General features: G+C 71.8%; 19 protein-coding genes and 1 CRISPR repeat array. Of the genes, 5 read left to right on the top strand and 14 right to left on the bottom strand.

Annotated elements, in window-relative coordinates:
* Window position 1: 1 nt before the first annotated feature.
* Entirely contained in the window at window positions 2-724 is a 723-nt protein-coding gene (locus ACZ45E_RS07145) for a FadR/GntR family transcriptional regulator (protein ID WP_468217568.1), read from the bottom strand.
* A 143-nt stretch (window positions 725-867) separates the two neighbouring features.
* Here ACZ45E_RS07145 and ACZ45E_RS07150 point away from each other — a divergent pair, with 143 nt between their 5' ends.
* Together ACZ45E_RS07150 and ACZ45E_RS07155 are read left to right on the top strand one after the other, a co-directional pair.
* A complete protein-coding gene (locus ACZ45E_RS07150) occupies window positions 868-2,358 on the top strand; it encodes an acyl-CoA synthetase (protein ID WP_468217570.1) in 1,491 nt (496 codons plus the stop codon).
* Window positions 2,351-3,700 (top strand): carboxyl transferase domain-containing protein, encoded by a 1,350-nt coding sequence (locus ACZ45E_RS07155; RefSeq protein WP_468217572.1) that lies wholly within the window; start codon window positions 2,351-2,353, stop codon window positions 3,698-3,700. Before ACZ45E_RS07150 ends, ACZ45E_RS07155 begins: the two co-directional genes overlap by 8 nt.
* A gap of 208 nt (window positions 3,701-3,908) precedes the next feature.
* Here the strand turns inward: ACZ45E_RS07155 and ACZ45E_RS07160 are convergent, their stop codons facing one another.
* Together ACZ45E_RS07160 and ACZ45E_RS07165 are read right to left on the bottom strand one after the other, a co-directional pair.
* Complete coding sequence (locus ACZ45E_RS07160) at window positions 3,909-4,922, bottom strand: LLM class flavin-dependent oxidoreductase (protein WP_468217574.1); 1,014 nt, start codon at window positions 4,920-4,922, stop codon at window positions 3,909-3,911.
* Window positions 4,923-5,322: 400 nt separating this feature from the next.
* On the bottom strand, window positions 5,323-9,003 hold the full coding sequence (locus tag ACZ45E_RS07165; RefSeq protein ID WP_468217575.1) for a S8 family serine peptidase: 3,681 nt from the start codon (window positions 9,001-9,003) through the stop codon (window positions 5,323-5,325).
* A 384-nt stretch (window positions 9,004-9,387) separates the two neighbouring features.
* Here ACZ45E_RS07165 and ACZ45E_RS07170 point away from each other — a divergent pair, with 384 nt between their 5' ends.
* From ACZ45E_RS07170 to ACZ45E_RS07180, 3 genes are all read left to right on the top strand, one after another.
* A complete protein-coding gene (locus ACZ45E_RS07170; protein ID WP_468217578.1) occupies window positions 9,388-10,428 on the top strand; it encodes a rod shape-determining protein in 1,041 nt (346 codons plus the stop codon).
* A 35-nt stretch (window positions 10,429-10,463) separates the two neighbouring features.
* Complete coding sequence (locus tag ACZ45E_RS07175; RefSeq protein ID WP_468217580.1) at window positions 10,464-11,939, top strand: sensor histidine kinase; 1,476 nt, start codon at window positions 10,464-10,466, stop codon at window positions 11,937-11,939.
* Window positions 11,940-12,086: 147 nt separating this feature from the next.
* Window positions 12,087-12,215 (top strand): hypothetical protein, encoded by a 129-nt coding sequence (locus ACZ45E_RS07180; RefSeq protein WP_468218254.1) that lies wholly within the window; start codon window positions 12,087-12,089, stop codon window positions 12,213-12,215.
* A 131-nt stretch (window positions 12,216-12,346) separates the two neighbouring features.
* Here ACZ45E_RS07180 and ACZ45E_RS07185 read toward each other — a convergent pair whose 3' ends face one another.
* The 11 genes from ACZ45E_RS07185 to casA form a co-directional block, all read right to left on the bottom strand.
* Window positions 12,347-12,760: a DUF5958 family protein gene (locus tag ACZ45E_RS07185; protein ID WP_403646094.1), complete on the bottom strand. Its 414-nt coding sequence runs from the start codon at window positions 12,758-12,760 to the stop codon at window positions 12,347-12,349.
* A 277-nt stretch (window positions 12,761-13,037) separates the two neighbouring features.
* Complete coding sequence (locus tag ACZ45E_RS07190) at window positions 13,038-13,508, bottom strand: DIP1984 family protein (RefSeq protein ID WP_468218256.1); 471 nt, start codon at window positions 13,506-13,508, stop codon at window positions 13,038-13,040.
* Between the two features lie 291 nt (window positions 13,509-13,799).
* Window positions 13,800-14,207 (bottom strand): PIN domain-containing protein, encoded by a 408-nt coding sequence (locus ACZ45E_RS07195; RefSeq protein WP_468217583.1) that lies wholly within the window; start codon window positions 14,205-14,207, stop codon window positions 13,800-13,802.
* Window positions 14,204-14,446, bottom strand: coding sequence for a type II toxin-antitoxin system VapB family antitoxin (locus tag ACZ45E_RS07200; RefSeq protein ID WP_468218257.1), 243 nt, complete (start codon window positions 14,444-14,446; stop codon window positions 14,204-14,206). Before ACZ45E_RS07200 ends, ACZ45E_RS07195 begins: the two co-directional genes overlap by 4 nt.
* A 772-nt stretch (window positions 14,447-15,218) precedes the next feature.
* Window positions 15,219-17,444: a CRISPR direct-repeat array (repeat unit 29 nt; unit sequence GGGACCATCCCCGCAGGCGCGGGGAGCAG).
* 91 nt (window positions 17,445-17,535) lie between these two features.
* Window positions 17,536-17,898 (bottom strand): type I-E CRISPR-associated endoribonuclease Cas2e, encoded by a 363-nt coding sequence (cas2e, locus tag ACZ45E_RS07205; protein WP_468217584.1) that lies wholly within the window; start codon window positions 17,896-17,898, stop codon window positions 17,536-17,538.
* On the bottom strand, window positions 17,895-18,881 hold the full coding sequence (gene cas1e / locus ACZ45E_RS07210) for a type I-E CRISPR-associated endonuclease Cas1e (protein WP_468217586.1): 987 nt from the start codon (window positions 18,879-18,881) through the stop codon (window positions 17,895-17,897). The genes cas2e and cas1e overlap by 4 nt, the downstream gene beginning before the upstream one ends.
* The gene (gene cas6e / locus ACZ45E_RS07215; RefSeq protein ID WP_468217589.1) at window positions 18,878-19,675 is read right to left on the bottom strand and encodes a type I-E CRISPR-associated protein Cas6/Cse3/CasE; all 798 of its coding nucleotides are present in this window, start codon (window positions 19,673-19,675) and stop codon (window positions 18,878-18,880) included. Before cas6e ends, cas1e begins: the two co-directional genes overlap by 4 nt.
* A complete protein-coding gene (gene cas5e / locus ACZ45E_RS07220; RefSeq protein WP_468217591.1) occupies window positions 19,675-20,406 on the bottom strand; it encodes a type I-E CRISPR-associated protein Cas5/CasD in 732 nt (243 codons plus the stop codon). The genes cas6e and cas5e overlap by 1 nt, the downstream gene beginning before the upstream one ends.
* The gene (gene cas7e, locus ACZ45E_RS07225; protein ID WP_468217592.1) at window positions 20,403-21,596 is read right to left on the bottom strand and encodes a type I-E CRISPR-associated protein Cas7/Cse4/CasC; all 1,194 of its coding nucleotides are present in this window, start codon (window positions 21,594-21,596) and stop codon (window positions 20,403-20,405) included. The genes cas5e and cas7e overlap by 4 nt, the downstream gene beginning before the upstream one ends.
* The gene (gene casB, locus ACZ45E_RS07230) at window positions 21,593-22,303 is read right to left on the bottom strand and encodes a type I-E CRISPR-associated protein Cse2/CasB (protein ID WP_468217594.1); all 711 of its coding nucleotides are present in this window, start codon (window positions 22,301-22,303) and stop codon (window positions 21,593-21,595) included. The genes cas7e and casB overlap by 4 nt, the downstream gene beginning before the upstream one ends.
* Window positions 22,300-23,940: a type I-E CRISPR-associated protein Cse1/CasA gene (gene casA / locus ACZ45E_RS07235; protein ID WP_468218259.1), complete on the bottom strand. Its 1,641-nt coding sequence runs from the start codon at window positions 23,938-23,940 to the stop codon at window positions 22,300-22,302. The genes casB and casA overlap by 4 nt, the downstream gene beginning before the upstream one ends.
* Between the last annotated feature and the right edge of the window lie 214 nt (window positions 23,941-24,154).

The following is a 24,154-nucleotide window of genomic DNA, read 5'->3' on the forward strand; positions in this document are numbered from 1 at the left end:
CTCAGGCGCCGGTGGCGTCCGGGTCCCACTCCAGGAGCCGCACCTTGGCCACCGAACGGACGTGCCTGCGCATCGCGGCCGCCGCGCCGCGCCCCTGCCCCGCCTCGATCGCGTCGAGGATCGCCCGGTGCTGGGCGAGCGACCGGCCCGGCCTGCGGGGCTGGCGCAGCGACTCCGTACGGGACTCCGCGATGGGCTCGTCGATCTCCCGCATGAACGCCGCGAGGAGCGCGCTGTGCGCCGCCTCGGTCACCGCCGCGTGGAACAGCCGGTCCCCCTCGACGCCGAGCCCGCCCTCCGCGATCTCCCGCTCCATCCGGCCGAGGGCCGAGCGCAGCGCCGCCAGGTCGGCCTCCGTGCGGCGCTCGGCCGCCAGCTCCGCGAGCTTGGTCTCCAGCGCCTCTCGCGCCTCCAGGACGTCCGGCAGCCGCTTCTTGCGTGCGACGAGGCTCTCGACCGGCTCGACGACGGCGCTGTCCAGGCTGTCGCGCATGAGGTACGTGCCGCCGCCGTGCCGCGCCTCCACCAGGCCCTGCACCTCCAGGACGACGATGGCCTGCTTCACCGAGGCCCGGCTCACCCCGAGCCGCGCCGCGAGGTCGCGCTCGGTCGGCAGCCGGTCGCCCGCGCGCAGCCCGCCCTCGGCGACGTACGCGCGCAGCCGGTCGAGCACCTGCTCGTACAGGCGCGGGCGCGCCGTCATCGGCCGCAGTGCGTCGGTCATGCCGGCCCTTTCTCGCCCTGGTCTTCTCGCCCTGGTCATGGCTCGTCGTGTGCCCGGCAGCGTACGTGCTTGACGCGGACGGCTGCCAGGCGGCACGCTCGGATTGGCTCAGCCACTGAACCAATCCTATCTGGAGCGTCCACGTGTCCCGACTCCTCCCGGCCCTGGCCGACACCCCCGACCGCCCGGCGCTGCGCTTCGGCGACCGCGCCCTGACCTACGGCGAACTGGCCGCCGCGGCCGCGCCGCTCGCCTCCCGGATCAAGGGCGCCTCCCGGGTCGCGCTGTGGGCGACGCCGACCCTGGAGACCGCGGTCGGCGTGGTCGCGGCGCTGCTCGCGGGGGCCGCCGCCGTCCCGGTCAACCCGAAGTCGGGCGCGAGCGAGCTGGGGCACATCGTGGCGGACAGCGCCCCGGACATGGTCCTGGCCGCGCCGGGCACCGAACTCCCGCCCGCGCTCGCCGCGTTGGACCGCGTCGACATCGACGTACCCGTCGCTCCGGGAGAGCCCGCGGCGCTGCCCGACGAGCCCGGCGACCCGGACACGCCCGCCTTCGTCGTCTACACCTCCGGCACCACCGGCCCGCCCAAGGGGGCCGTACTGCCGCGCCGCGCCGTCTCCTCGACGCTGGACGCCCTGCGGGACGCCTGGCAGTGGACGGACCGGGACACCCTGGTGCACGGGCTGCCGCTGTTCCACGTCCACGGCCTGATCCTCGGGATCGTCGGACCGCTGCGCCGGGGCGGCGCGGTGCGCCACCTGGGCCGCTTCGACACGGCCGGCGTCACGCGCGAGCTGACCTCCGGGGCGACGATGCTGTTCGGCGTGCCCACGATGTACCACCGCGTCGCGGAGGCGCTGCCTGGCGACCCGGCACTCGCCAAGGCGCTCTCCTCGGCGCGGCTGCTGGTGTCCGGTTCGGCGGCGCTGCCGGTCCACGACCACGAGCGGATCACTGCCGCCACCGGGCAGCGGGTCGTGGAGCGGTACGGCATGACGGAGACGCTCATGCTGTGTTCGTCCCGGTGGACGCCCCCGGGCCCGCGGTCCGGCGCCCCGGCCGAGGGCGAGCCGCGCCCCGGCACCGTCGGGCTGCCGCTGCCCGGCGTGGAGCTGCGCCTCACCGAGGACGACGGCACCACCGAGGTCCCCGCGGAGGACCCCGCGGCCGTCGGCGAGATCCAGGTGCGCGGGCCCAACCTGTTCCTGGAGTACCTGAACCGGCCCGACGCCACGGCGACCGCGTTCGCGCCGGGCGGCTGGTTCCGCACGGGCGACATGGCCGTGCGCGACCCCGACGGCTCGGTCCGCATCATCGGCCGCAAGGCCACCGACCTGATCAAGAGCGGCGGCTACAAGATCGGCGCGGGCGAGATCGAGAACGCCCTCCTGGAGCACCCCGGCGTCAGGGAGGCCGCGGTCACCGGCGCCCCCGACGCCGACCTGGGCGAGCGGGTGGTGGCCTGGATCGTCCCCGCCGACGCCGACAACCCGCCGGGCGCCGACGAGCTGGCCGACCACGTGGCCGCCCGGCTGGCCCCGCACAAGCGCCCCCGCACGGTCCGCTACCTCGACGCGCTGCCCCGCAACGACATGGGCAAGATCCTGAAGCGGTCGCTGCCCGATGGTTGACGGCACGGGCGCGCGCGGCGTCCTGGACTCGGTCTGCGACCCGGGCACCTTCCGCGAACTCCCGCCGCCCGCCCCGCCGGAGCGCCCCGACCCGCTCGGCTGGCCGGGCTACGGCGCGGCGCGGGCGCGCGCGGCGGAGCGGACCGGCGAGGCGGAGTCCGTGGTCACCGGCGCCGCGGAGATCGACGGCACGGCCACCGTCGTCATCGCCTTCGACTTCGGCTATCTGGGCGGCTCGCTCGGCCGGGAGACGGGCGACCGGATCGAGGCGGCCCACGTCCACGCCCGCGCGCACCGCCTCCCGGTCGTCTCCCTCGTCGCCACGGGCGGCAGCCGGATGCAGGAGGGCATGATCGCGCTGGTCCAGCTCCAGCGCGTGGCCGGGCAGTCGGCGCTGACCCGCGCCGCGGGCCTGCCGCAGATCGCCGTCGTGCGCGATCCGACGACGGGCGGCGGCTGGGCCACCCTGGGCGCCGGCGCCGACGTGACGCTCGCCCTGCCGGGGGCGCAGATCGGCTTCGCCGGTTCCCGCGTACGCCCACCGGACGCGGACCCGGCGGCGTACACGGCACAGGCGCAGGTGCGGGCGGGCGCGGTCGACGCGGTCGTGGCGCCGGACGCGCTGCGCGCCGCGCTCGGGCGCCGGCTGCGGCTGCTGACCCGGCCGGCCCGGGGCCCGGCGCCCGTCCCCCGCGCCCTGGGCCGCACCGATCTGCCGGCCACCGGGCGGGACGCGGTCCAGCGGGCCCGGGCCCCCGAACGTCCGCGCGCACGGGCCTACTTGGGCGCCTACTTCGCGTACCGGGAGGAGATCCGCGGGGACCGCGCGGGCGGCACCGACGACGGGATGCTCTGCGGTTTCGGCGCGCGCGAGGGGCGGACGATCGCGTACGCGGCGCAGTGCGGCACCGCCACCACACCGGCCGGCTACCGCACCGCGGCCCGGCTGCTGCGGCTCGCGGACCGGCTCTCCGTCCCGGTGCTCACCCTCGTCGACACCCCGGGGGCCGCGAGCGGCGCGGCGGCCGAGCGGGCGGGTGCGGGCGCGGCCATCGCCGAGTTGTTCCTCGCGGTCGCCGAGGCACGGGTGCCGGTCACCACGCTGGTCATCGGCGAGGGCGGTTCGGGCGGCGCGCTGGCGCTGGCGGCGCCCGGCAACACCTGGGTGACCCCGGACGCGTACTTCTCGGTGATCGCGCCCGAGCTGGCCGCCGCCATCCTCAAGCGCCCGCCCGACCAGAGCGCGTACACGGCCGACCAACTGCGCATCCGGCCTCAGGACTTGGTGGAGCTCGGCGTGGTGCGGGGCATCGCGTCCGGCGCCGCCGACAAGATCCCTTAAACGAACAAGCGAGCAGTTGTTCCCGCGAACAGGTGATCGTGGCGCCAGAGATTGCATGAGGCACGAATGACCAACGATGCTTACGGGGCGCAAGCAACGGGCTGCAGACCGTAGTTGCCGCGCTCCCGGCCCATGTCCCATACAGGGCCGGGGTGTTGGTCCCAGACACATGCACCATCGCAAGGAGAACGCGTCACCATGAACCTGCTCACCGACATCCTCGCCGGTCTCGTCCACTTCGTCGGCTGGCTGGTGTAACCCCGTCGGACGCCAGAGCGGCGCCGTCTCCCCCGGTCCCACGGGGAGGCGGCGCCGTCGCGTTTCCCCGGCAGACCGTGGCGTCCGCGCCGACCGTGCCCCCCGTACCGCTCGCGCCTTCTGTGTCGGCTGTGTCTTCCGTGTCTTCCGTGTCGGCCAGCAGCGCCCACAGTCGCGGCGCCACCTCCCCGCCCACCCGCAGGGCGTCGTCCGGGTCCGGGCGCCCCGAGAGCACGAACTCGTCGACGCCCGAGCGACAGTACGCGTACAGGCGGCGGGCGACCTCGTCGTGGTCACGGCCGTCGGCGGGCAGCCGCAGCGCGAAGCGCAGGGCCGGGTTCCGGTCGCGCAGCCGGGCCACGCGGGCGGCGACGACGGCCGGGGGCTCCTCCGGCTCGCTCCAGAGGAGGTGGACGTCGGCGCGGCGCGCGGCGAGGTTCGCGGCGGCCTCCGAGACGCCGCCCAGGTACAGCGGCACCTTGTGCTCGACGGCCGGTTCGGTCAGCCGCGCGCCCTCGACCTGGACGTGCTGGCCCTGGAAGTCGACGCGCCCGCCGTCGAGGAGGCTCCGCAGGACGGCCATGACCTCATCGGTGCGGCCATAGCGCTGGTCGTGCGCCAACTGATCGCCCGTCGGGCGGTGTTCGGCGGACTCGCCGCCGGTGACGACGTTCAGCCGCAGCCGCCCGCCGGTGAACCGTCGGAAGGCGTCGGCCTGTTGGGCGAGGAGGGTGGGGCTGACGGACCCGGCGCGGACGCCGATGAGGAAACCGATGCGCCCGGTCTGCCCGGCGAGCACGGAGGCGAGGCGCCACGGGTCGACGCTGCCGGGCCCGACGGGCGCGAACAGCGAGGTGAATCCGGCCTGTTCGGCGGCGCGGGCGACCCGCGCGGGCCGGCCGGTATCGGCCCGGTCCCCTCCGGTGGGCAGGAACCAGTGCAACAGCGGGCGGTTCTCGGGCATGGGCACCTCGGGCCTACGACGGGGTGGCAGGGGCGGGACAGCACCCCGGGCGGCCGGGAGCGGCGGGGGTGCGAGCGGCGGGAACGCCGTCACGGCGGGCGGAAGTCCTCGGCGTCCGGCGGGGGCGCTCCGGAGATCGGCGGGAGGGGCTTCAGCGACCAGCCGTGCGGCGACGCGCGGAGGCCCGACACAGCATCGTCGCGACACGCAGCAGATCCACGTGACGACGTGAGACGAGTACCGGGGCCATGCCCGCATCCTGTCCGGGCGACGGTCACCGCCACAACCCATGGTCCGCATCCCGGACGACCGCGTATCACGCCTTGACACGCCGAGGCCCGGCACGGAAGCGCTCCGCACCGGGCCCGGCCGTAAAGCCCCTGCTCAGCAGGGTGTTCCCCTACGAGACGCCGACCGCCCTGATGATCTCCTGGGAGACAGAACCGCCCTTGTCGTCCTTGGCCGAGGCGCGGAGCGAGAGGTACTCGGCGCCGCGCGGCACGCTCAGGCTGCCCTTCCAGGAGGCGCCGTGGCCGCCCAGCGCCACCGGCTTCCAGGTCTTGCCGTCGTCGTACGACACGTCGAGCCTGCCGCCGCCGATGGTGCCGGTGCCGGACGCGTCCTTCACGTACTGGCCGTACACCCCGACCGGGACGCGCGAGCCGCCGCGGACGTCGCCCGCGAGGTCGGTGTCGACGTCGAAGCCGAGGTTGATCAGCGGCAGGTACGTCCACCGGTCGGCCGGTGTCTGCGCCGACTTGAAGGTCCACTCGGCGTGGCCCCTGGTCGACAGCTCCCAGCGCGCCGGGTCGAGCGTGGTGTCCGTGGCGACCTTGTACGTGTGCTCGGCCGGGTCGGCGTCCCACACGTACGCCCCGGAACTCTTCCTCCGGTCGACCTGCACCCCGTCCACGAAGACCGACGTGTACTGGTCCATGCCGTTGGTGTCGCCGCTCCACGCGTCGCCGAAGCCGGTGTGGTCGGGCCCGGAGTCGCCCCAGCCGGGCGTGTTGAACTGGAGGGTGGAGCCGGAGCGCGTCTGGCCCCAGCCGAGACCGCTGCCCAGCCACGGGTGCCACACCGGCTTGAACCAGTCCAGCTCCTGGTGCGTGCCGCCCTTGTACGTGACGAGGCCGCTGCGCTGCTCCAGGTCGGTCGGGCCGGTCTGGACGGACTCGTGCCACGTCTGGCCGGGGCCGGTGGAGACGTAGTCGGTGCGCTCGGCCGGGTAGGCGATCTTCTCCAGGAAGCCGATACCGATCGGGAACGTGTCGGTGATCGAGTACCGGAACTCGCCGCCGTCCTGCGGCTTCACGGCGTGGAACTTGGCGTCCAGGACGGCCAGTTCACGCTTGGACGGCTGGTACCCGAGGCTCCCCCTCGGCACGCCGCCCTTGTGCTCGTCGGTGAGGTCGTACACCCACGGCGTGTACTGCGTGCCGGTCATCGAGACGGTCCGCCTCGCCTTGGCGAGCGCGGCGAGCGTGGCGCCGCCCGCCGCGTCGACGGAGGCGATCTGCAGCGGCCGGTCGGTGCCGTCGTCGGGGCCGAACCAGGCGCTGAGCCGGCCCGCCGTGTCGTCGGTCACGAACAGCGCCTTCGCGCCCGCGTCCTGCGCGGCCTGGGCGAGCTCGGCCGGGGTGAGCGCCGCGCTCCGGCGCACCAGGACGGCCTTGCCGCGCACGTTCTTGCCCGTGTAGTCGGCGGGGGCGCCGTCGCCCGCGTCGACGAGGCCGAGGCGGCGGTGCCCCTCGATCAGCGTGCCGCCCGCCTGCACGGTGGCCTCGCGCACCCCGTCGACCTGGAGCGTCGGCTTGCCCAGACGCCATACGGTGCGGTACTCGAAGGTGCCGTCGCCGACCTTGTGGGTGGGCGCGGCGAAGACGCTGTCGTACAGGACGGGCAGCTGCACGGCGCTGGAGTAGGCGGCGCCGCCGGCCTCGCGGTCGGCCTCCATGACGAGCTGGCGGGTCTGGGTGGTGCGTCCGACGTCGGCGGTGATCTCCTTCAACTGCCGTCCGTCCAGGGTGATCTCGCGGTCCCGGTCGAGCGTGATCTCGGGGTCGGCGAGGTAGCCGAGCCCGAGCGAGTCCTTGCCGTGGCTGCCGCGCACGTCGAGATAGGACTCCAGGTAGTAGGAGCCGGGCTTGAGGCGCAGCTCCAGCGTGCCGGAGTCGCCGACGGCAGCCGGGAACGGGTCGGTGTTCGCCGTGAGTTGCTGCACACCGAGGGAGGCGGCGGTCGGAGCGCCGGACCGGTCCTTCACATGGACGGTCAGCGTGTACCGCTCCTCCTCCTTCACCAGCCCGAACACCGTGTGCGCGACGGCCCTGCCCCCGGCACTGGCGACGATCTGCCCGCTGGTGTTGCCGACGGGGGCCTTCGCGCCGTCACCGGTGACGGTGGTGGAGGCGCTGCCGTGCGCCGGAATGCTCAGCGTGCTGTCGGAGAGCGTGGCGACACCGTCGGCCGCCCCCCGCAGCGCGAGGTCCAACTCCACCGCCGCGTCAGAGGTGTTGGTGTAGGTGACGGTCTTCGTCACCGCCTTGTTCTCCTCGTACGGCCACTTGTAGTAGCCGAGGTCGGCGCTGCCGGTGGCGGTGACCCGCGCGTCGACGGCGTCGGGCACGCTCACGCGTCCGGCGCCCAACGCGTAGGCGGAGGCGTCCAGTTCCGTGCTGCTGGACATCAGGGCGTCCTTGAGCTGCGGGCCCTTCCACTCCGGGTGTTCCTGGGCGAGCAGCGCGGCGACACCGGCGACGTGCGGCGTCGCCATCGACGTACCGCTCATCTCGGTGTACGACCCGTCGCCCTCGACCAGTGAGGAGCGTGCGGCCAGGATGTCCACGCCCGGGGCGGAGACGTCGGGCTTGAGGGCGTTGTCGCCGAGGCGCGGGCCCTGGCTGGTGAAGTAGGCGGCCTGGTCGGCGGAGTCGACGGCGCCGACGGTCAGCGCGGAGTCGGCGGCGCCGGGCGAGCCGATGGAGGTGGGCGCGCCGGTGTTCCCGGCGGCGATGACGAAGAGCGTGCCGGTCTCCGCGGTCAGGGAGTTGACGGCGGCGGCCATCGGATCGGTGCCGTCGCTGGCCTCCTGCGAGCCGAGGCTCATGGAGATGACCTTGGCCTTGATGTCCTTGGCGGCCCACTCCATACCGGCGATGATCTGCGACTCGGTGCCGGAGCCCGCGTTGTCGAGCACCTTGCCGACCGCGAGGGTGGCGTCCGGGGCGACGCCCTTCTCCTTGCCGTCGGAGGCCGCGCCGGAGCCGCCGACGGTCGAGGTCACGTGGGTGCCGTGGCCGTTGCGGTCGGCGACCTCCTCGCCCTCGATGAACGACTTGGACTCGGTGACCCGCGAGGAGAGGTCGGGGTGGGAGGCGTCGTACCCGGTGTCGAGGACGGCGACCTTCACGCCCTTGCCGGTGAGCCCCGCCTCCCACGCCTTCGGGGTGCCGATCTGCTCGTTGCTCTCGGCCATGTCGGCCTTGACCCGCCCGTCGAGCCACACCTTGCTGACGCCGCCGGCGAATCCGCCGCGAGGCGTGGCGGCGCTCGTGGCGGCGTCCCAGAAGGTCCGCCCCTTGCCCGCGGCGACGGCGGCGCCGCCGATGCTGGGGAGCGCCCGGGTCCGTTCGGCGCCCTTCGGGGCGGCGCGCGCGCCGCGGGCGGCCTTGCCGCCGTAGGTCACGATGAGGGGCGTCGCGTCGGCCTTGCCGTCCGCGAGGCCCTGCCGTATCAGTTCGCTGACGTCGAACAGGCGCGCGTCGAGGGTGCCCGCGGCCAGGTAGGGCCGGGCCTCGTCGGGCACGACGCTGATGTCGCCGTGCGCCACCTGGGTGCGGACGGCGCCGGTCGCGCCCCGCGCCCGGTCCACGGTGACGGTCCTCTTGTCGCCGCCGAGCTCCGTCACGGTCACCTTGTCGCCGGTCACCAGGGTCACGGTGTGCGCGGCGGCCGCTGCCTTCGTCGCCTTCGGCGCGGCCGTCGGGGCGGCCTGGGCGCCGCCGCCGGGCAGCAGCGCGAACGCGATGCCGGCCGACAGCAGGGCCGCGCCACGTCTCGCGGCAGGTCCTCTGGTCATCGTCGCCTCTCCTCGTCGGCCTCGGGTCGGGGGTCACCCGAGTGCTGTGAAGAGTCTCAAGGTGCTTTTGTTGCAGGGAAGTTGACTGGTGCTGGCGGGAAGCTGCCCTGGCACGTTCCCGCCACCGGCAGCCGGTCCGCGGCGGCGAGGCCGCCGGGCCCGGGACGGGCGAGCCCTGACACGGCCACCTGCGCTCCCGACGCGGCGTCAGATGACCTTACGGCAGCCCGAGCTGACGGGCGGTCAGCCGTAGGGAACTTTCACCTGTCCGGCCCATCCCCGCTCGGCCCATCCCAGCGCGCGGGATCGGGATGGCGCCCGCACGATGCGAACAGGGCCGCGGCCGCGGCCCGCCCACGGTCTGCGCTCTCGGGAGGAAATGCCATGACCGTCAGTCTGGAGCAGTTGCAGCGCTGCCACTTCGCCGTCGACCTCGGTGCCGCCCGCACCCGCGTCTACATCAAGGGCGTCGGCCTCGTCGTCGACGAGGCGAGCGCGGCGGCGGTCAACACGCGCACCGGTGCCCTGATCGCGGTCGGCGAACTCGCGGAGAAGATGACCGGCCGCACCCCCGACCACATCCGCGTCGTGCGCCCCGTCTGCGGCGGCAGCGTCGTCGACATCGAGATGGCCCAGCGGATGCTGCGCCACCTGATCGGCGACAAGCTCCGCCGCACCCTGCGCCGCAAGCCCCGCCTGCGCGCGGCGATCTGCGCCCCGCACGACGCGGATCCGCTCGCCCGGCGCGCGGCGATCGAGACGCTGGTCGGCCTCGGGGCGCGCCGCGTCGAACTGGTCGACACCCTCATCGCGGCGGCCGTCGGCTGCGGACTGCCGGTCGAGCAGCCCGAAGCCACGATGGTCATCGTGTGCGGTACGGCCACGACGCAGATCGCCGTGCTCTCCATGGGCGCGATCGTGACGGCCGTCCGGGTCCCGGTCGGCGGTGAGGCCATCGACCAGGCGGTGGTCCAGCACCTGCGCCAGCAGCACGAGCTGATGCTGCCCTCGCAGACCGTACGCCCCCTCCATCTCGCCCTGAGCGGCAACGGCCTCACCACGCGGGGCCCGGAGCGCACCGAGATCCACGGCCGCGACGTGACGACGGGCCGGGCCCGCTCGGTGCACGTCGACACGGCGGCGGTCCGCGACGCGATCCACACCCCGCTGACCGCTGTGCTCGACGGCATCGGCAAGGTGCTCCGGAACTGCCCGCCCGACCTGGTCGCCGACCTCGCGGACCGCGGGATCACGATGGTCGGCGGCTCGGCCCGGCTGCCCGGCCTCGACCAGATGATGAGCGACGCGACGGGCATGCCGGTACGCATCGCCGAGCGTCCCGACGTGTGCGCGGTGCAGGGCCTCGGCGCGATGATGGAGGGCAGGGTCCAGCCCATGCGGATCCCGGACCCGGTGGCCGACTGACCGGGACACGGCGGCGACCCACGGAGGCGGACACGATGGCCGGGACAGTGCGCGAGCCGAGCGCCCCGTCCGGCCTGTCCGTCCTCCTGGAGGCGGTCCTGAACGTCGGCTCGGAGCTCGAACTGCGCCCCACCCTCCAGCACCTCGTGGACAGCGCGGTCGCCCTGACCGGCGCCGGGCACGGTGTCCTCGGCGTCCTCGACCCGGGCCACGGCGGCCTGGTCGAGGCGGTGGGCACCGGGGACGCTCCCCCGGCGCTGCCGCCGGACGAGGCGCCCGGCACCGTGGTCCACGCGCCGGACCTCCTCGCCGTCCCCATCCACGTACAGCAGAGCCTCTTCGGCCGCCTGCGCCTGACCGGGCAGCCGAGCGGCGAGCGCCCCGGCGGTTTCACCGACGACGACCTGGACCTGGTGCGGATCCTCGCCACCCAGGCAGGCATCGCCATCGGCAACGCACGCCTGTACGAGACCACCAGGCAGCGCGAACGCTGGATCGAGGGCGCGGCGGCGGTGACCACGGCGCTGCTCACCGGCCGCCCCGGCTCCGCGCTGACGACGGTCGCGGAGCGGGCCAGGCTGCTCGCCGACGCCGCCGCCGGGGTCGTCCTGCAGCCCACGGAGGCGGGCGGCATGGAGATCGTGGCGGCGGCCACCACGGACGACCCGGAGACCCTGATCGGCACGACGATCCTGCCCGGCAGCGCGGTCCTGGCCCAACTCCTCACCGGGGAGCCGGTGTTCATCGACGACTCGGCGACGGACCCGCGGATGACGACCGAGGTACGGTCCCGGTTCGGCCCCAGCATGATGCTGCCGCTCCAGGCGGGCGGCCGGCTGATCGGCACCCTGGCCCTGCCGCGCGGCCCCGGCGCGCGCCCCTACACCTCCGTGGACCACCTTCTGGCCACCCAGTTCGCCACGCAGGCGGCGCTCGCCCTGGTGCTGGCCGAGGCGCAGACGGGCCGTGAGCGGCTCGCCGTCTTCGAGGACCGCGACCGCATCGCCCGGGACCTGCACGATCTGGTCGTCCAGCGCCTGTTCGCGACGGGCATGATGCTCGAATCGACCCAGCGCCGCACCGAGGAGGAGGACGTACGGGAGACGCTGGCCGGGGCGGTGGACGAACTGGAGTCGACGATCCAGGAGGTCCGCACCACGATCTTCGCGCTCCAGCAGCCGCCCGCCGACGCCCCCACCACCTTCCGCGGCAAGGTCCTGCGCGAGACGGCGGGCGCCGCCGCGCTCCTCGGTTTCGCCCCGTCGGTCCACTTCACGGGCCCGGTCGAGACGGCCCTGGACGACCCGGCCGAGTCCCGGCTCCTGGCGAACCTGCGCCGCGCCCTGGCGACGGCGTCCCGCCGCCCGGCGATCTCCCGCATCGACATCGTGATCGACACCCGGGCACCACTGCCGGACGGCCGCCCTGGAGTACGCCTGACGGTCACGGACGACGGCACCCGCCGAACCGACGAGGCAGCGGCCCCGGCGACCTGGCACGCCCCGCTGTGACGGGCCTCGCGGCGGTGGCCCGCGCCGAACGGGTGAACAAGAGGGCCGCCACTGTTTGCGTGACGACCCATCAGGTTACGTACGTCCTGGTCGCATCGTTTCTGCGCCACGAGCTTCGGTGGGCGAGTCGATTCCTTCTGGAAGCTCATCGAAGAGTGCCGACGGCAGACGCGGGGCCGGGACGAACGGCTGGCGGGGTTGCGTGACGAGTTGTCGCGGAGGCCGCTGACAGAGATCGTGCAGTTCCAGGTTCGCCTGCCGAGGAGGGCGCTGTAGGCGGCAATCGGGGGCCGCGCGGCGGGCAGTGGGACGTGCGATGCGAAGATGAGGCGATGCGCAAACTGCCGAGACTGAGCGCGTTGTTTCCCCTCCGGCCACTGGTCCGGTAGGCGCGAAAGCGCGAGGGATCAGGCCGAGGCTTCGGGGGTGTCGACAGACAGGCGATGCCACGCGTGGCCGCAACCGTCGGAGCAGAAGCGCTCTCGTCGGCGTTCGTCGGCGACGGCCAGCACCGCGATCAGTAGCCGGAATGACTTGAGGCGCTCGTCGTGCGGGGTGAGACTGGCGATCTTTCCGAGTTGCTGGTCGATCCGCCCTCGTGTGATCAGAACTGCCGGTGTGTGCGTGGCGCGAAGTCCGGCGCGTCGGATACTTTCCGGGCCGTCCTCGGCGGTGGCGCGGGCCTGGATGCAGAAATGTGACAAGAGGCGCAGAGTGTTGGACTGCTCTTCAGCGGAGAGGCTCTCGAACCACTCGATGCCCTGTGACATCGGCCGAAGCTCCTGGGCGAGCTCGTTGAGAGTGATGTACGGATCAGCCATTCGCACGCTCCCGTTGCGCTCGAACCGCCGTTGTCCATAGTGCTGCGATGTGGAAAACCCCGAACCCGCCCTCACCGCTTCGGATCTGCACGTGGTGATGTGCTGTGCGATGTGCACCTTTACCTGTACGCCGTGCTGAGCTGCGGTGTTAATGGGGAGTCGAACCCCCGCGTTGCTCTTCACGCGCCAGGAGTGGGCTGGAAAACCGCCGGCCCTCGGTGTGTGCACGCCTCCGAAGCTGCTACCTGCTCCACATCGTCCCCGCCTGCTGGACTACTCAGTCCAGCAGATCCACCTCCCAGTTCATCCGCTGGATCCGCACATCGACCTCGCGGATCTCCCGCGCGAGAACATCCGCCTGACCGCGCAGTTCCGCCACCGGAAGCGCGGAAAGCATCATCAGCTCGGACCGAAGCTGTCGGCCGTATCCCCGCTCGCCGCTGCCCGCTGCCGCGTCCGCCGCCGCGGTGACCACGGAGTGACGCAACCGCAGGACATCCCGGCGCGCGAGGGCATCGGTGAGCGTGCCGTCCGAACCCATCTCCACGGTGGCATTGGTCCGGTTGATCCGTCGGATCAACGTTTCCAGAGCGCTCAGCACCTCACCGGCCTCAGCCAGCAACTGGGCGGCATCCTCGGCGGGCGTCTCCCCCTCCTGGTACCGCGCACTGCTGACGACGCGCGCTCGCAACTGTTCTACACGGCGCGTCGCTTCCGCACGTTCTGCCAGTGCCTCAGCAAGCTTCACTGTCTCCACCTCCCCCTCCATGAGCTCGCACGAGTATACGAGTGCGAACCAGCTCATACGCACTTGGATTTTGATCCACGGGGGCTCTGACCAGCCACTGGAACGAGAGCGGACAGCCTCTCAGAGCGCTACGCAAAGAGAACGGCTGGCCAGCTTCGCCAGGACTCCGTCAAGTCGTTCGCCAGAAGCGCTGGGACTCGCCACATCACCTGCGGCCACCGACCCGGCGGCCGAGGCTGACGGGATTGTCCCCGCGGGTGCGGGGATCATCCCGAATGCTCCCGCCAGCAGTCAGCGGCGTACATCCCGCTGCTGCACTTCCTTGAGGACCGCCGCCACCGTGGCGAAGTCGTTGTCGACATGGAGCACGGTGTGGCCGTGATGAACCGCGGTCGCGCACACCAGAAGATCGATGGGCCCGGTGGCGCGGTGCTGTCCCTGCTGGGTGAGTTTGTGCTGCGCGGTATCGACCCAGCGCCACGCGTTCTTGGGAACCGGCGAGGACTGGCAGAGCGCGTCCACCTCTTCGGCCAACTCGTCGCGGTGGGCCGGACTGGTGGCCGAGTAGAGGAACTCCGTCCGCGATGGCTCACAGAGTTGGAACACGCCGGCTGCGATGTGCCCTTCCCAGGGCCGCAACGCCCCCGGCGTGTGGAAGAGATGCCAGAGACCGGAGGTGTCGAGGAGATACGTGATCACTCGAAGGTTTCCCGCGCACGCTTGGCAGCCGCATGCGCCGCGGCCGCAACCTCGAACTCGCCCCGCTCACCCCGCGCGGCCAGTTTCTCGGCAGCCTCCAGCCGCTTGATGCGCGCCACGTAGTCCCGTAGGGCCCCGTTGACCGTTTCCTTCTTCGTCGAGGCACCCATGAGACGCATCGCCTCGGCCAGCGCCTCGTCATCGAGATCGATCTGGGTAACGACTAAATGCGGGCACATCGGACAGAAGGCGGCATATTCATGCAATCCGAGATAATATGCGGCGTGTCGCGCGGGAGAGACGTGGGAGCACCATGGGACGATCCAAGGGCGTCGCACCGAAGATGAGCCGAATACCGCAGCTCAGCAGGGCCGCTGCGGAATGAGGCGCAGCGATGGCGCCCGCTCCACCACACCCGTGGGAAGCGAACGCCGCACCGGAAACCACCCTTCGCAACGTTTCCGCAGGTCAAAAGGTTTTTCCATGGTGGGGCGGGTGGGACTCGAACCCATAAGAGTGACGGCTCTCACCTGCAGCTTTCTCATTCGAACGGGCAAATCCATCCGTTTCCACCCGGCTGCACCCCGCTCGATCCTCCCTCGACCGGGAGTGGTGCAGCGTTCGCTGCACCACATCCTGAAGGCCTGTATGGAGCGAAAGACTCTGCACCGGCCCGCCCAATAGAGCCACCTCAGTGCCGCGAGAACGGCCCGAGCTGTAAACCTCGTACCCGCCCAGAACGCGTTGGCGAAGTCCTCGGCCGCAGTTACCCTCCGTGACACAGACGACAACGGCCTTCGCGGAAGAGCCGCAAACGATCATCCGCGGGTGTGGCCGTATTACCTGGAGAAGGTTGACCAAACTGGCCGCAGAAAATCGCTTTCCGTGACACCACCTGGGCGTCACTGGGGCTTCTGCCCCCGTGGACGCCCAGGCACCGGTCGGCCATCTCGGGTCCCCGCAGGCACGGGGAGCACGGGAACGGGGGCAGTTCCTGGCGTGCCCGAGGCCGGGACCATCCCCGCAGGCGCGGGGAGCAGGATGGTGGGTCTCGAATGAAGATCCCCGCCTGGGGACCATCCCCGCAGGCGCGGGGAGCAGCGCATTGAGCGTGAGCCGGATCTGCCGGACCCGGGACCATCCCCGCAGGCGCGGGGAGCAGACCCGGTTGCGCTCGCGAGCGCGGCGTGGATCGGGACCATCCCCGCAGGCGCGGGGAGCAGCACAAGCGGACCAAGTGGGTCGTCGCCGCCGAGGGACCATCCCCGCAGGCGCGGGGAGCAGTTAAGCGCCCCACCAAGATCCATCTGCACGCTGGGACCATCCCCGCAGGCGCGGGGAGCAGCGCCAGACGTACGCGGACCTCAAGTACCGGACGGGACCATCCCCGCAGGCGCGGGGAGCAGCTCGAGGTGATCGGGCGTGTGGATCTGGTGCCGGGACCATCCCCGCAGGCGCGGGGAGCAGCGGTGGCGGGTCATGTGGGCGAAGTCGGGGTTGGGACCATCCCCGCAGGCGCGGGGAGCAGCCACACGGCGCGGGTGACGGCGTCGTCGCCCTGGGGACCATCCCCGCAGGCGCGGGGAGCAGTTGCGGGTGCCGTAGGTCACGGGGGTGCCGAAGGGACCATCGCCGCAGGCGCGGGGAGCAGGGCTTGAGCCATCCTCCGCGACTGCCCTGGTAGGGACCATCCCCGCAGGCGCGGGGAGCAGGATCACCGCTGCACCGCCTCGGCCGGGGCGCGGGGACCATCCCCGCAGGCGCGGGGAGCAGTACCAGCGCACCAGTGGCCCCATCCACGGCTGGGGACCATCCCCGCAGGCGCGGGGAGCAGGTCGAGATTCAGGCCGTTGCGACCGCCGTCGAGGGACCATCCCCGCAGGCGCGGGGAGCAGCCGGCCTGATCGTCGGTGGTGGTCGCCCGCTTGGGACCATCCCCGCAGGCGCGGGGAGCAGGCCACCATGGTCAGGCTCGGTAGCGACTGGCGGGGACCATCCCCGCAGGCGCGGGGAGCAGGGCAGGCGGCCGTGGGAGTGGCCGGCGTCGGAGGGACCATCCCCGCAGGCGCGGGGAGCAGAACAGGCCCGCCGCCACACCCGTTAACGGCCCGGGACCATCCCCGCAGGCGCGGGGAGCAGATGACGCTGACCGCCGACAGCCAGTACGGCATGGGACCATCCCCGCAGGCGCGGGGAGCAGTCGCTGCGCAGCCACACCGTGCCGTCCGTGGTGGGACCATCCCCGCAGGCGCGGGGAGCAGCTCGTGTGCACCGTCCGCCTGGTCGAGAGGACGGGACCATCCCCGCAGGCGCGGGGAGCAGGTGGACGGGCTCCAGCCCGGGACCAGCTACACGGGACCATCCCCGCAGGCGCGGGGAGCAGTTGCCGCTGCCCAATTCGCCCAGGCCGATGCTGGGACCATCCCCGCAGGCGCGGGGAGCAGGGGGAAGACATGGTGCCGGTGAACTCCCGCGAGGGACCATCCCCGCAGGCGCGGGGAGCAGCTGGCGAACGGACTGCGGAGCATGGCGCGGGAGGGACCATCCCCGCAGGCGCGGGGAGCAGACCACACAGCGGGACATCACCGTCGAGGGCCTGGGACCATCCCCGCAGGCGCGGGGAGCAGGTTTTCGGCATCCTCGTGGCGATCAAGAACAAGGGACCATCCCCGCAGGCGCGGGGAGCAGCTGCCCCATGACGGCAGGGCGTGCTGCCAGGCGGGACCATCCCCGCAGGCGCGGGGAGCAGCCGCCCCGCCGAACGGGGTGCGACCCGCAACCGGGACCATCCCCGCAGGCGCGGGGAGCAGGGCTTCCTTGGCATCGCGGTAGCGGGGCTTCTGGGACCATCCCCGCAGGCGCGGGGAGCAGGATGGCCTGGGTGAGCCAGGCGCGGTCCAGCAGGGACCATCCCCGCAGGCGCGGGGAGCAGAGATCAAGGAGGTGACGCCCACCCCGTACGGCGGGACCATCCCCGCAGGCGCGGGGAGCAGGCCCAGTTCGATGTACGCCTTGCCGTCAACGGGGGACCATCCCCGCAGGCGCGGGGAGCAGCCCGAAAAGTACGCGGCCAACATCGCGGCCACGGGACCATCCCCGCAGGCGCGGGGAGCAGCAGGTGCCCTCGTGGACGTAGACCGAGGTACGGGGACCATCCCCGCAGGCGCGGGGAGCAGGGATGAGGACGGAAACCCTCTCGGTAGCCCGGGGGACCATCCCCGCAGGCGCGGGGAGCAGGCTGAATGACCTGGGGGTTTTCTAACCACGACCCCTGTTTTTGAGTACTTTCTTCGACCACGACATACACGCCAGAAGGAACATTTCCGTGTTATTTGTGTCCGAAGCGCCGACGCTTGGAGGCCCTACTCCAGCCTGTCGGCGGGACGGACTGGGGAGGTGTGCTTAGGGCCGGGGGGTTCGGAGCGGGACGGTGGATGAGGGTGAGGCCCTCGTGGTCGGTCGGGTGCCAGGCGTGGTCGTGGGTGCGGAAGGTGAAGCCCTGTTCGTTGTCGGTGGTGTGGGCGAGCAGGGCCCGGCCCTGGCCGACGTACTGTTCGACTTCGTACCAGAGGGCGTCGCGGATGCGCGCGGAGGGGTTGCCGACGAAGACGCCCGCGGAGATTTCCAGCAGCCAGCGAGTGAGGAAGCCGCGCAGGCCGGCGGGGCAGTTGGTGAGGACGATGACGGTCACCAGAGTTCGTCTCCATAATCCTCGGTTCCGTCGCCGCCGTAGTTGATGCCGGAGGGGACTTGGTGGCCGCCGTCGCTGTGGAGGGTGACCACGTCCTGGTCGACGACTGAAGAAGAAGTGGCAGTGCTGCTGGCCGTGTCGGATGGCAGGAGCAGGCGTTGGATGTCGCCCACACACCGGTCGAGCAGGGACAGTTCGGTGATGCGGTCGCGTAGGGCCCGCCGGGTGCGGGGCCCGGTGTCCTCTTCGCTTTCGGCGGCTACGTCAAACGCAAGGGGAATGCCGACCTCAGTCTTGTAGAGATCGGCGATGTCCAACACGAAGGAGAGTTCGTGGCCGGAGTGGACGAAGCCGAGGGCCGGACTGCAGCCCAGGGAGGTGACAACGGCGTGGGCGATGCCGTACATGCACTGGGCGGCGGCGGTGATGGCCTGGTTTACGGCGTCGCCGCTGGCGAAGTCGCCGGGCGTGTAGCGGCGGCCGCGCCAGCGAAGGCCGGTGCGGGCGGCCTGGGCCCGATAGCAGTCCTTGACGCGTCGCCCCTCCCGGCCCAGGAGTTCCTGGCGGGTGAGCCCGTCGGGGTCCTCGTCGGGAAAGCGCAGTCGGTACATCGCGCGGGCCACTCCCAGGCGGCTGCGGGGGTTGACCCACTGCCTCGCCTGTGCCTCCATCAGCGCCGAGGAGCGGCTGAGGGCCCGGCCGGAGGCGTAGTAGCGCACGCCGTGTTCGCCGACCCAGCAAACGGCAGCGCCCACTTCGCCCAGCACGGACATGGCCTGGTGGGTGACGCGGGTGCCGGGGCCGAGCAAGAGGGTGCCGATGGTGGCCGCCGGGATGTGAGTGGTGCCATCCGCGTCCTGGGCCGTGATGGCGTTGGCGTCGCGGTGCACCAGGCAGCGCTCCAGATAGAGGAAGGACAGGCGGTCGCTGGCGCGGGTGAGCTGGCGCGGGGTGAGGGCCGCTCGCTTGGCGACCGACGTCATGCCGTCGCCTCACGGGCGGGGGCGAGCGGAGCCAGAGTGAGCAAGCCGCAACCGTAGGCCCGGGCTTTGCCGATCCCCTGGGTGAGGGTGCGGCGCAACGCCGTGGGGTCGGTGACCTCCAAGCGTCCGTCGAAGGTGGCGGTCACTACCGTTACGGGTTTGCCCTGGCGACTGCCTTTCGCCTCGCGGGATTTGGCGAAGGAGAGGGTACGGGTGTCGGTGACCGCGAGCTCGTAGCGGTCCCCCGAGTGCGGGCGGCCTTGATGAGTAGTGCCGTCGGGCAGGAGGCGGGCCTCTGCGGGCTTTTCGATGATCCGAAAACCGCCGCGTTGCTGACGCTGCTCGTCGAGCAACCAGCCCTTCTGGTGCACGGGGGTGAGGTGGGCGGTGATCTTGCGGGGCTCGTCCTTAGTGCGGCGGATGGTGTGCACGGGGTTGGCGGTGAGCCGGAAGGACCACTGCTGCCCGGCGGTCAGGCGCTCGAGGAGAGGCGTGTAGAGGCGGGTCTGCCAGCCGGGGTTGTCTGGATCTGCGGCGGCCGCGGCTGGCCAGCCGGCCTGCTCCACCAGGTGAGTGAAGTCCGGTGCGGTGGGGCTGACAACGTACAGAAGAACCTGGGCGCGGGCCTGCTGATCCAGCCGCCATAGCACCCGGGGTGCGCCCGGAGCCGGGCTGTCGCCGGGCATGAGGTCGGGATAGGCGGACAGGACAGCCGCGTGCATGGCCTGCGGTGAGGCCAGCAAACGGCGGGACCCGGGGCGGGCGGTGTTGAGGCGGAAGCGGGTGAGGTACATCAAGCGCTCTCGTCGTTGGGGTCGGCGGCCAGCGCCTCGAACGGGTCATGTACGGAGGCCGTTTGCGGGGGCCGGGGCACCGTGGTGGTGACGACGGTGCGCAGCGCGTGGCGGCGGTGGGCCGCGCTGAAGCTGACCGGCTGGTCGCGCAAACTGTCGGAGGAGTGCTGCTCACCGGCGGTTGCTTCGTGCAGCACGGTCAGCCGCCCCTGCTCCTGCGACCGGCCGGTGTTTTGCTGCCTGCGGAACCAGGCGGCCGCCTGCCAGGGCAACTGCTCCAGGACGGACGTCAACGTTCCCTCGTGTATGCCCAGTTCGAGCGGGAGGGCGGGCGGGCACGAGCGGCGTCCCAGGAACGGCGGATACACCGGGGTGCGCACCGCCTGGTCGACCTCGGCCAACAGCGCGGGCGGGCCTTCGAGGGCGGCGACGAAGACTGCGTCGGCGAGGTAGAAGCGCTCCGAGAGGGGCATCGACTTGCCGCTGACGGCGTGGTGAGCGGTGTGGAAGTCACGGATGCGGGTGCCAGGCTGGTCAACGCGCACCCCGAAGCGCAGCGCGGCGAGCGGCGCCAGGCGGGAATCGTCGCCGCGGTCGATACCACAGGCGGCGGCGAGCAGGCCGACGACACCACTCTTGGTGGGGGCGGACTCAGTGGTACGGCGGGTGAAGCGGGAGGAGGCTCCCCAGGACTGCAGGGGGCCGGCCAGCCGCAGGGCGAGTACGCTCATGCGCCCCGCTCCATCCGGTCGGCCACCGCCTGCCCGACCGCGGTGACGAGGCCGGCCAGAGTGTCGGACTCGGAACCCAGGTCCGCCAGCGGCCGGGTGTGCGGGCCCACACGCAGTACCCAGGTCTGGGTGGTGTCCGGCTGGCCGTAGGCGCGTTCGAGGTCGGGGACGTAGGCGGCGAGCCGGTCGGCGGCCTCGCGCAGGTGGCCGCCGTCCTCGGCGCGGACCGGGTCTTCGAAGGCGGCGACGAAGCTGATGGGGCGGGTGGTGCGCAGCTTGACGATGACGGCGTCGGGCAGGGTGTGGTGCCCGAACGTGTTGATCTTTCCGGTGGGCAGGGAGGCGATGAAGCCGTGCAGGAACGCCTCTACCGCCCGGCGCACCGGCTGGCTGGCGGGTTCGTCCTCGCGCAGGCCGTGGCCGAGGTTGGCGGCGAGCTGGTGCACTCCCAAGGCGGCGTAGCGGTAGAGGGTGGCGGAGTTGAAGTCGATGGTGCCGATCATTCCGGCGCCGGTCTCCTCCTCCCGGTTCTCGTCGTCAACAGCCGTGTAGTAATCGGATTCGTTGTCCGCCCGGTGCACGCTGAGGGCATGTGCGACTTGGACGGCCGCGTCGACGTTGAAATCCGCGGCGTCCGCGACCATCCGGCCGAACAGGGCGATGTCGACCGAGTGCCGGCTGTCGGCGATCTCCTTGACCTGCTCCTTGTGCTTCTTGTCTTTGAGATAGGCGGTGATGTCGTCGGCGCCTTCCAGGGCGAGGCGGGCCAGGCCGTCAATCTGTCGGGCGCTGAGGAAGACCAGGTATTTCGCCTCGGGAGCGGCCGCGGTGCCGGTCTCCTTGGCAGCGTCCGCCTTCCGCTTGGGCACCTCGGTCTTCAGCCCGGCGGCCTTGACCGTCTCATCCGCCAGCACCAGGGCCTGCTCCTCAGCGACCGTGTTGTCGAGGGCGGTGATCTGCCCGGCGATCAGCTCGACGATCTTTTTTGTGCGTACACCAAGTTCGCTGGGGCTCAGCAGTTCCTCGTCGCTGAAGTAGGTGCGGGTGGCCCGCTTCCACGCTTGGCTGGAGACCCGGGCGCGGGGGACGCCGCCGTAAACGGCCGTCTTAGGGGCGCCGGTGTCGTCCCGGTTGAGGTTGCTGGGCGGGACGGTCTGCAGGGCGTGCACGTCCAGAAAGATGCGGCTCACAGCATGTCCTTGTCGCTGTCCGAGGGGGCGAGGGCGGTAGGGGCGGCGGAGGTGGGTTCCGCGGTCGGGCCGGCGGGAATAGTGGCGTTGGCGGCGGGCTCCTGCCAGGCGTGGAAGGAACGGCCCCACTCGGTGCGGACCTGATCCGCGCCACCGGGCCATTGCCAGGCATACAACTGCCCGGCGAGCTGGCCGTAGTCGAGCGGGACATCCTTGCGGCGCAACAGCACGACCAGGTCCCGCAACCGCTGGGCGAGGGCGGTCAGGTCGGGCGCACTGCCCGCGCGCACCAAGCGCTTGCGCACGGCGTCGTCGATCTCACCGGGCGGCATCAGTCGCCGTACCGCAGCGCCCAGGCCGGTGGGGCGGCGGGCTTCTGTGCGGCGGTGCATGCCGGAGGGCCGGGACTGCTGGTGCAACGCCCACAAGGTGATCGCCGTGTGCAACGCGTCTTCCGCGCGCACTAGTTCGCCTTCGCGCAACGGGCGAGCGCCCTCCGGCTGGGTGTGCAGCACGCTGGTGTCGATCAGCGTCCACAGGTCCGGCAGGGCTCCGGCGCTGCGGCCCGCGCCACGGCGCAGCCGGGCCAGCGCCGCCACGTCCTTGGACTTGTCCTGCAGGTAGCCCCACTGCCAGGAGACGATGTGAGAAGCCGCGAGGCTGGCCACCTGCTCGCGAACCTTCGGGGTGTCGGTGGCACTCGTCATGCGGGCACCTCCAGATCGGTGACGGATGGTGGGGAGTCCGGCTCTGCCGGTGCGCCGCTGACGGCCTGTTGCTGTGGGACTGCTTCGGTGGTCTGACCCAGCGCGGTGGCCAGACGGGCGCGGAACCATCGTTCGGCCAGGCCGGCGTTGAGCCACAGCGTGCCTGTCTTCGCGGTCACGGTACGGCCCTGCCATGCGGCCGGGCCCGCCTGCGCGATCAGATGCTGTCCGAGCCGCACGACCAGGTGGTGCACGTCCGTCTGCCAGGCTTCGCGCTGCGCGAACGGATCCCCGGTCTCTGCCAGACTCGCGAGCCATAGCCGGTAGGGATTCTCCAGAGCGGTGAAGCCCGTCTCCCGTGCAGCGGTGCGCGCCCCAGCCCCGTCCGAGCCGGATGCCCGGGCCAGGTCGGTGGCGAGATCGCCCAGCGCGCGCACGGCTTCGTCGGCATCCCTGGCCGCATCGATCGCCTGCTGGCCATAGGCACGCTCTCGTCGGTGCAGCAGCACCACCGGCATCGCCAGGTGGTCGTCGACTACGTCGTCGATGACGGACTGCTGCGTGCCGTACACCGCGCCGATCACCCGTGCCCGGACGAGGAAATGGCGCGGCAACGCGCCGTCGGTGACTAGCCGGGCGATCCACTCCAGCACCCCGGGTCGCAGCCGCGCGGCCGCCTCCGCTCCTTGGCCGGGCACCGGCCTATCGGCCAGCAGTGACTCTGCCCCGCGCCAGGCCGCCCGCGCCGGATCATGTTCGAGCGGCAGATAGACGGGTGAGCGGCCTAGCTTCTTCTCCTGCGCCTGGCTGCGTCGCCAGGCAGTCATCGGCTCGCGGCGGTGCTGGTTGCGGGCCGGAAGCGGATCCCCATAGCCCAGCACGACGCCGGTGACGCCCTCACCGTCGTGTTGCAGCCGCAGCCGCCGCGTCTGCCAGGTGTACAGATCCCGCACTCCATCCGGGGTGCGCTCGCCGCCCTGCGGTCCGCACGGCTCACGCCGCCAAGCCGGCCGGTCGGCAGCCGGAAAGTCCAGGCTGTCCGTGTCGGCTGCGATCAGGTTCAGCAGCAATGTCTCGCGCAGGGTATGCCCCTCCACGAACACCCCGCCGAGCGCCCCGGCCCAGCCGGTACCCAGCGGATACACCTTGCCGCCCTTGACCCGGGCATCACCCACCATGCCGGTCTTGATCCCGGAGGTGTCATAGGCGTGTGCGTGCACCACCCATCGGGCCGCCTCCGCGAACGACAGCCGCTCCACCTCCGGCATCCGCGCAGTGAAGAACGCCTCCCCATTGGGCACATCAGCCACGATCCGGTTCAACGAGAACACCTCGTCCCGTGCCGTCCGCAGCCCCGCCGTCTGGAGAAACGGGGTAACCGGGTGCAGCAAGTTGAAGCGCTCACGATGGGCTTCCAAGTAACGGCCTACCGGCGCGAAGCACTCCGGGTCTTCCCACAAGTCCACCCAGTCGTCAATGTCCCCGGGCCCGTCCAGCGCGTCATGGGCGACGGCCAGCAACAGGCGCAGCAGCGCGAACTCCTGCGTCGGCAAATCTCCGACGATCCGGCGCAATCCGCCTGCCTGCACGAATACTTCGGCCAAGGACAGGTTCTTCTGCGCGCCGTCGCACGCCATAGCGCCGATCCAACGCTGGCGTGTCAGATCGAAGGACCCGGGGTTGTGGTTCTCATCCAATTCAGTCACACGGTCTCCCCGGGCTCGTAGACACCTGCGCCCCACGACGGCAGCTGGCTCCTCCAGCCCGGCCGCGCAAGGTCAACTTCGCTGTGAGCAGCAGCGTTTGACACCCTTCCCTGACGTCTCCAGAGTACCTTCTAGGACGCCGAAA

The organism is Streptomyces sp. NPDC030991 (assembly GCF_055571235.1).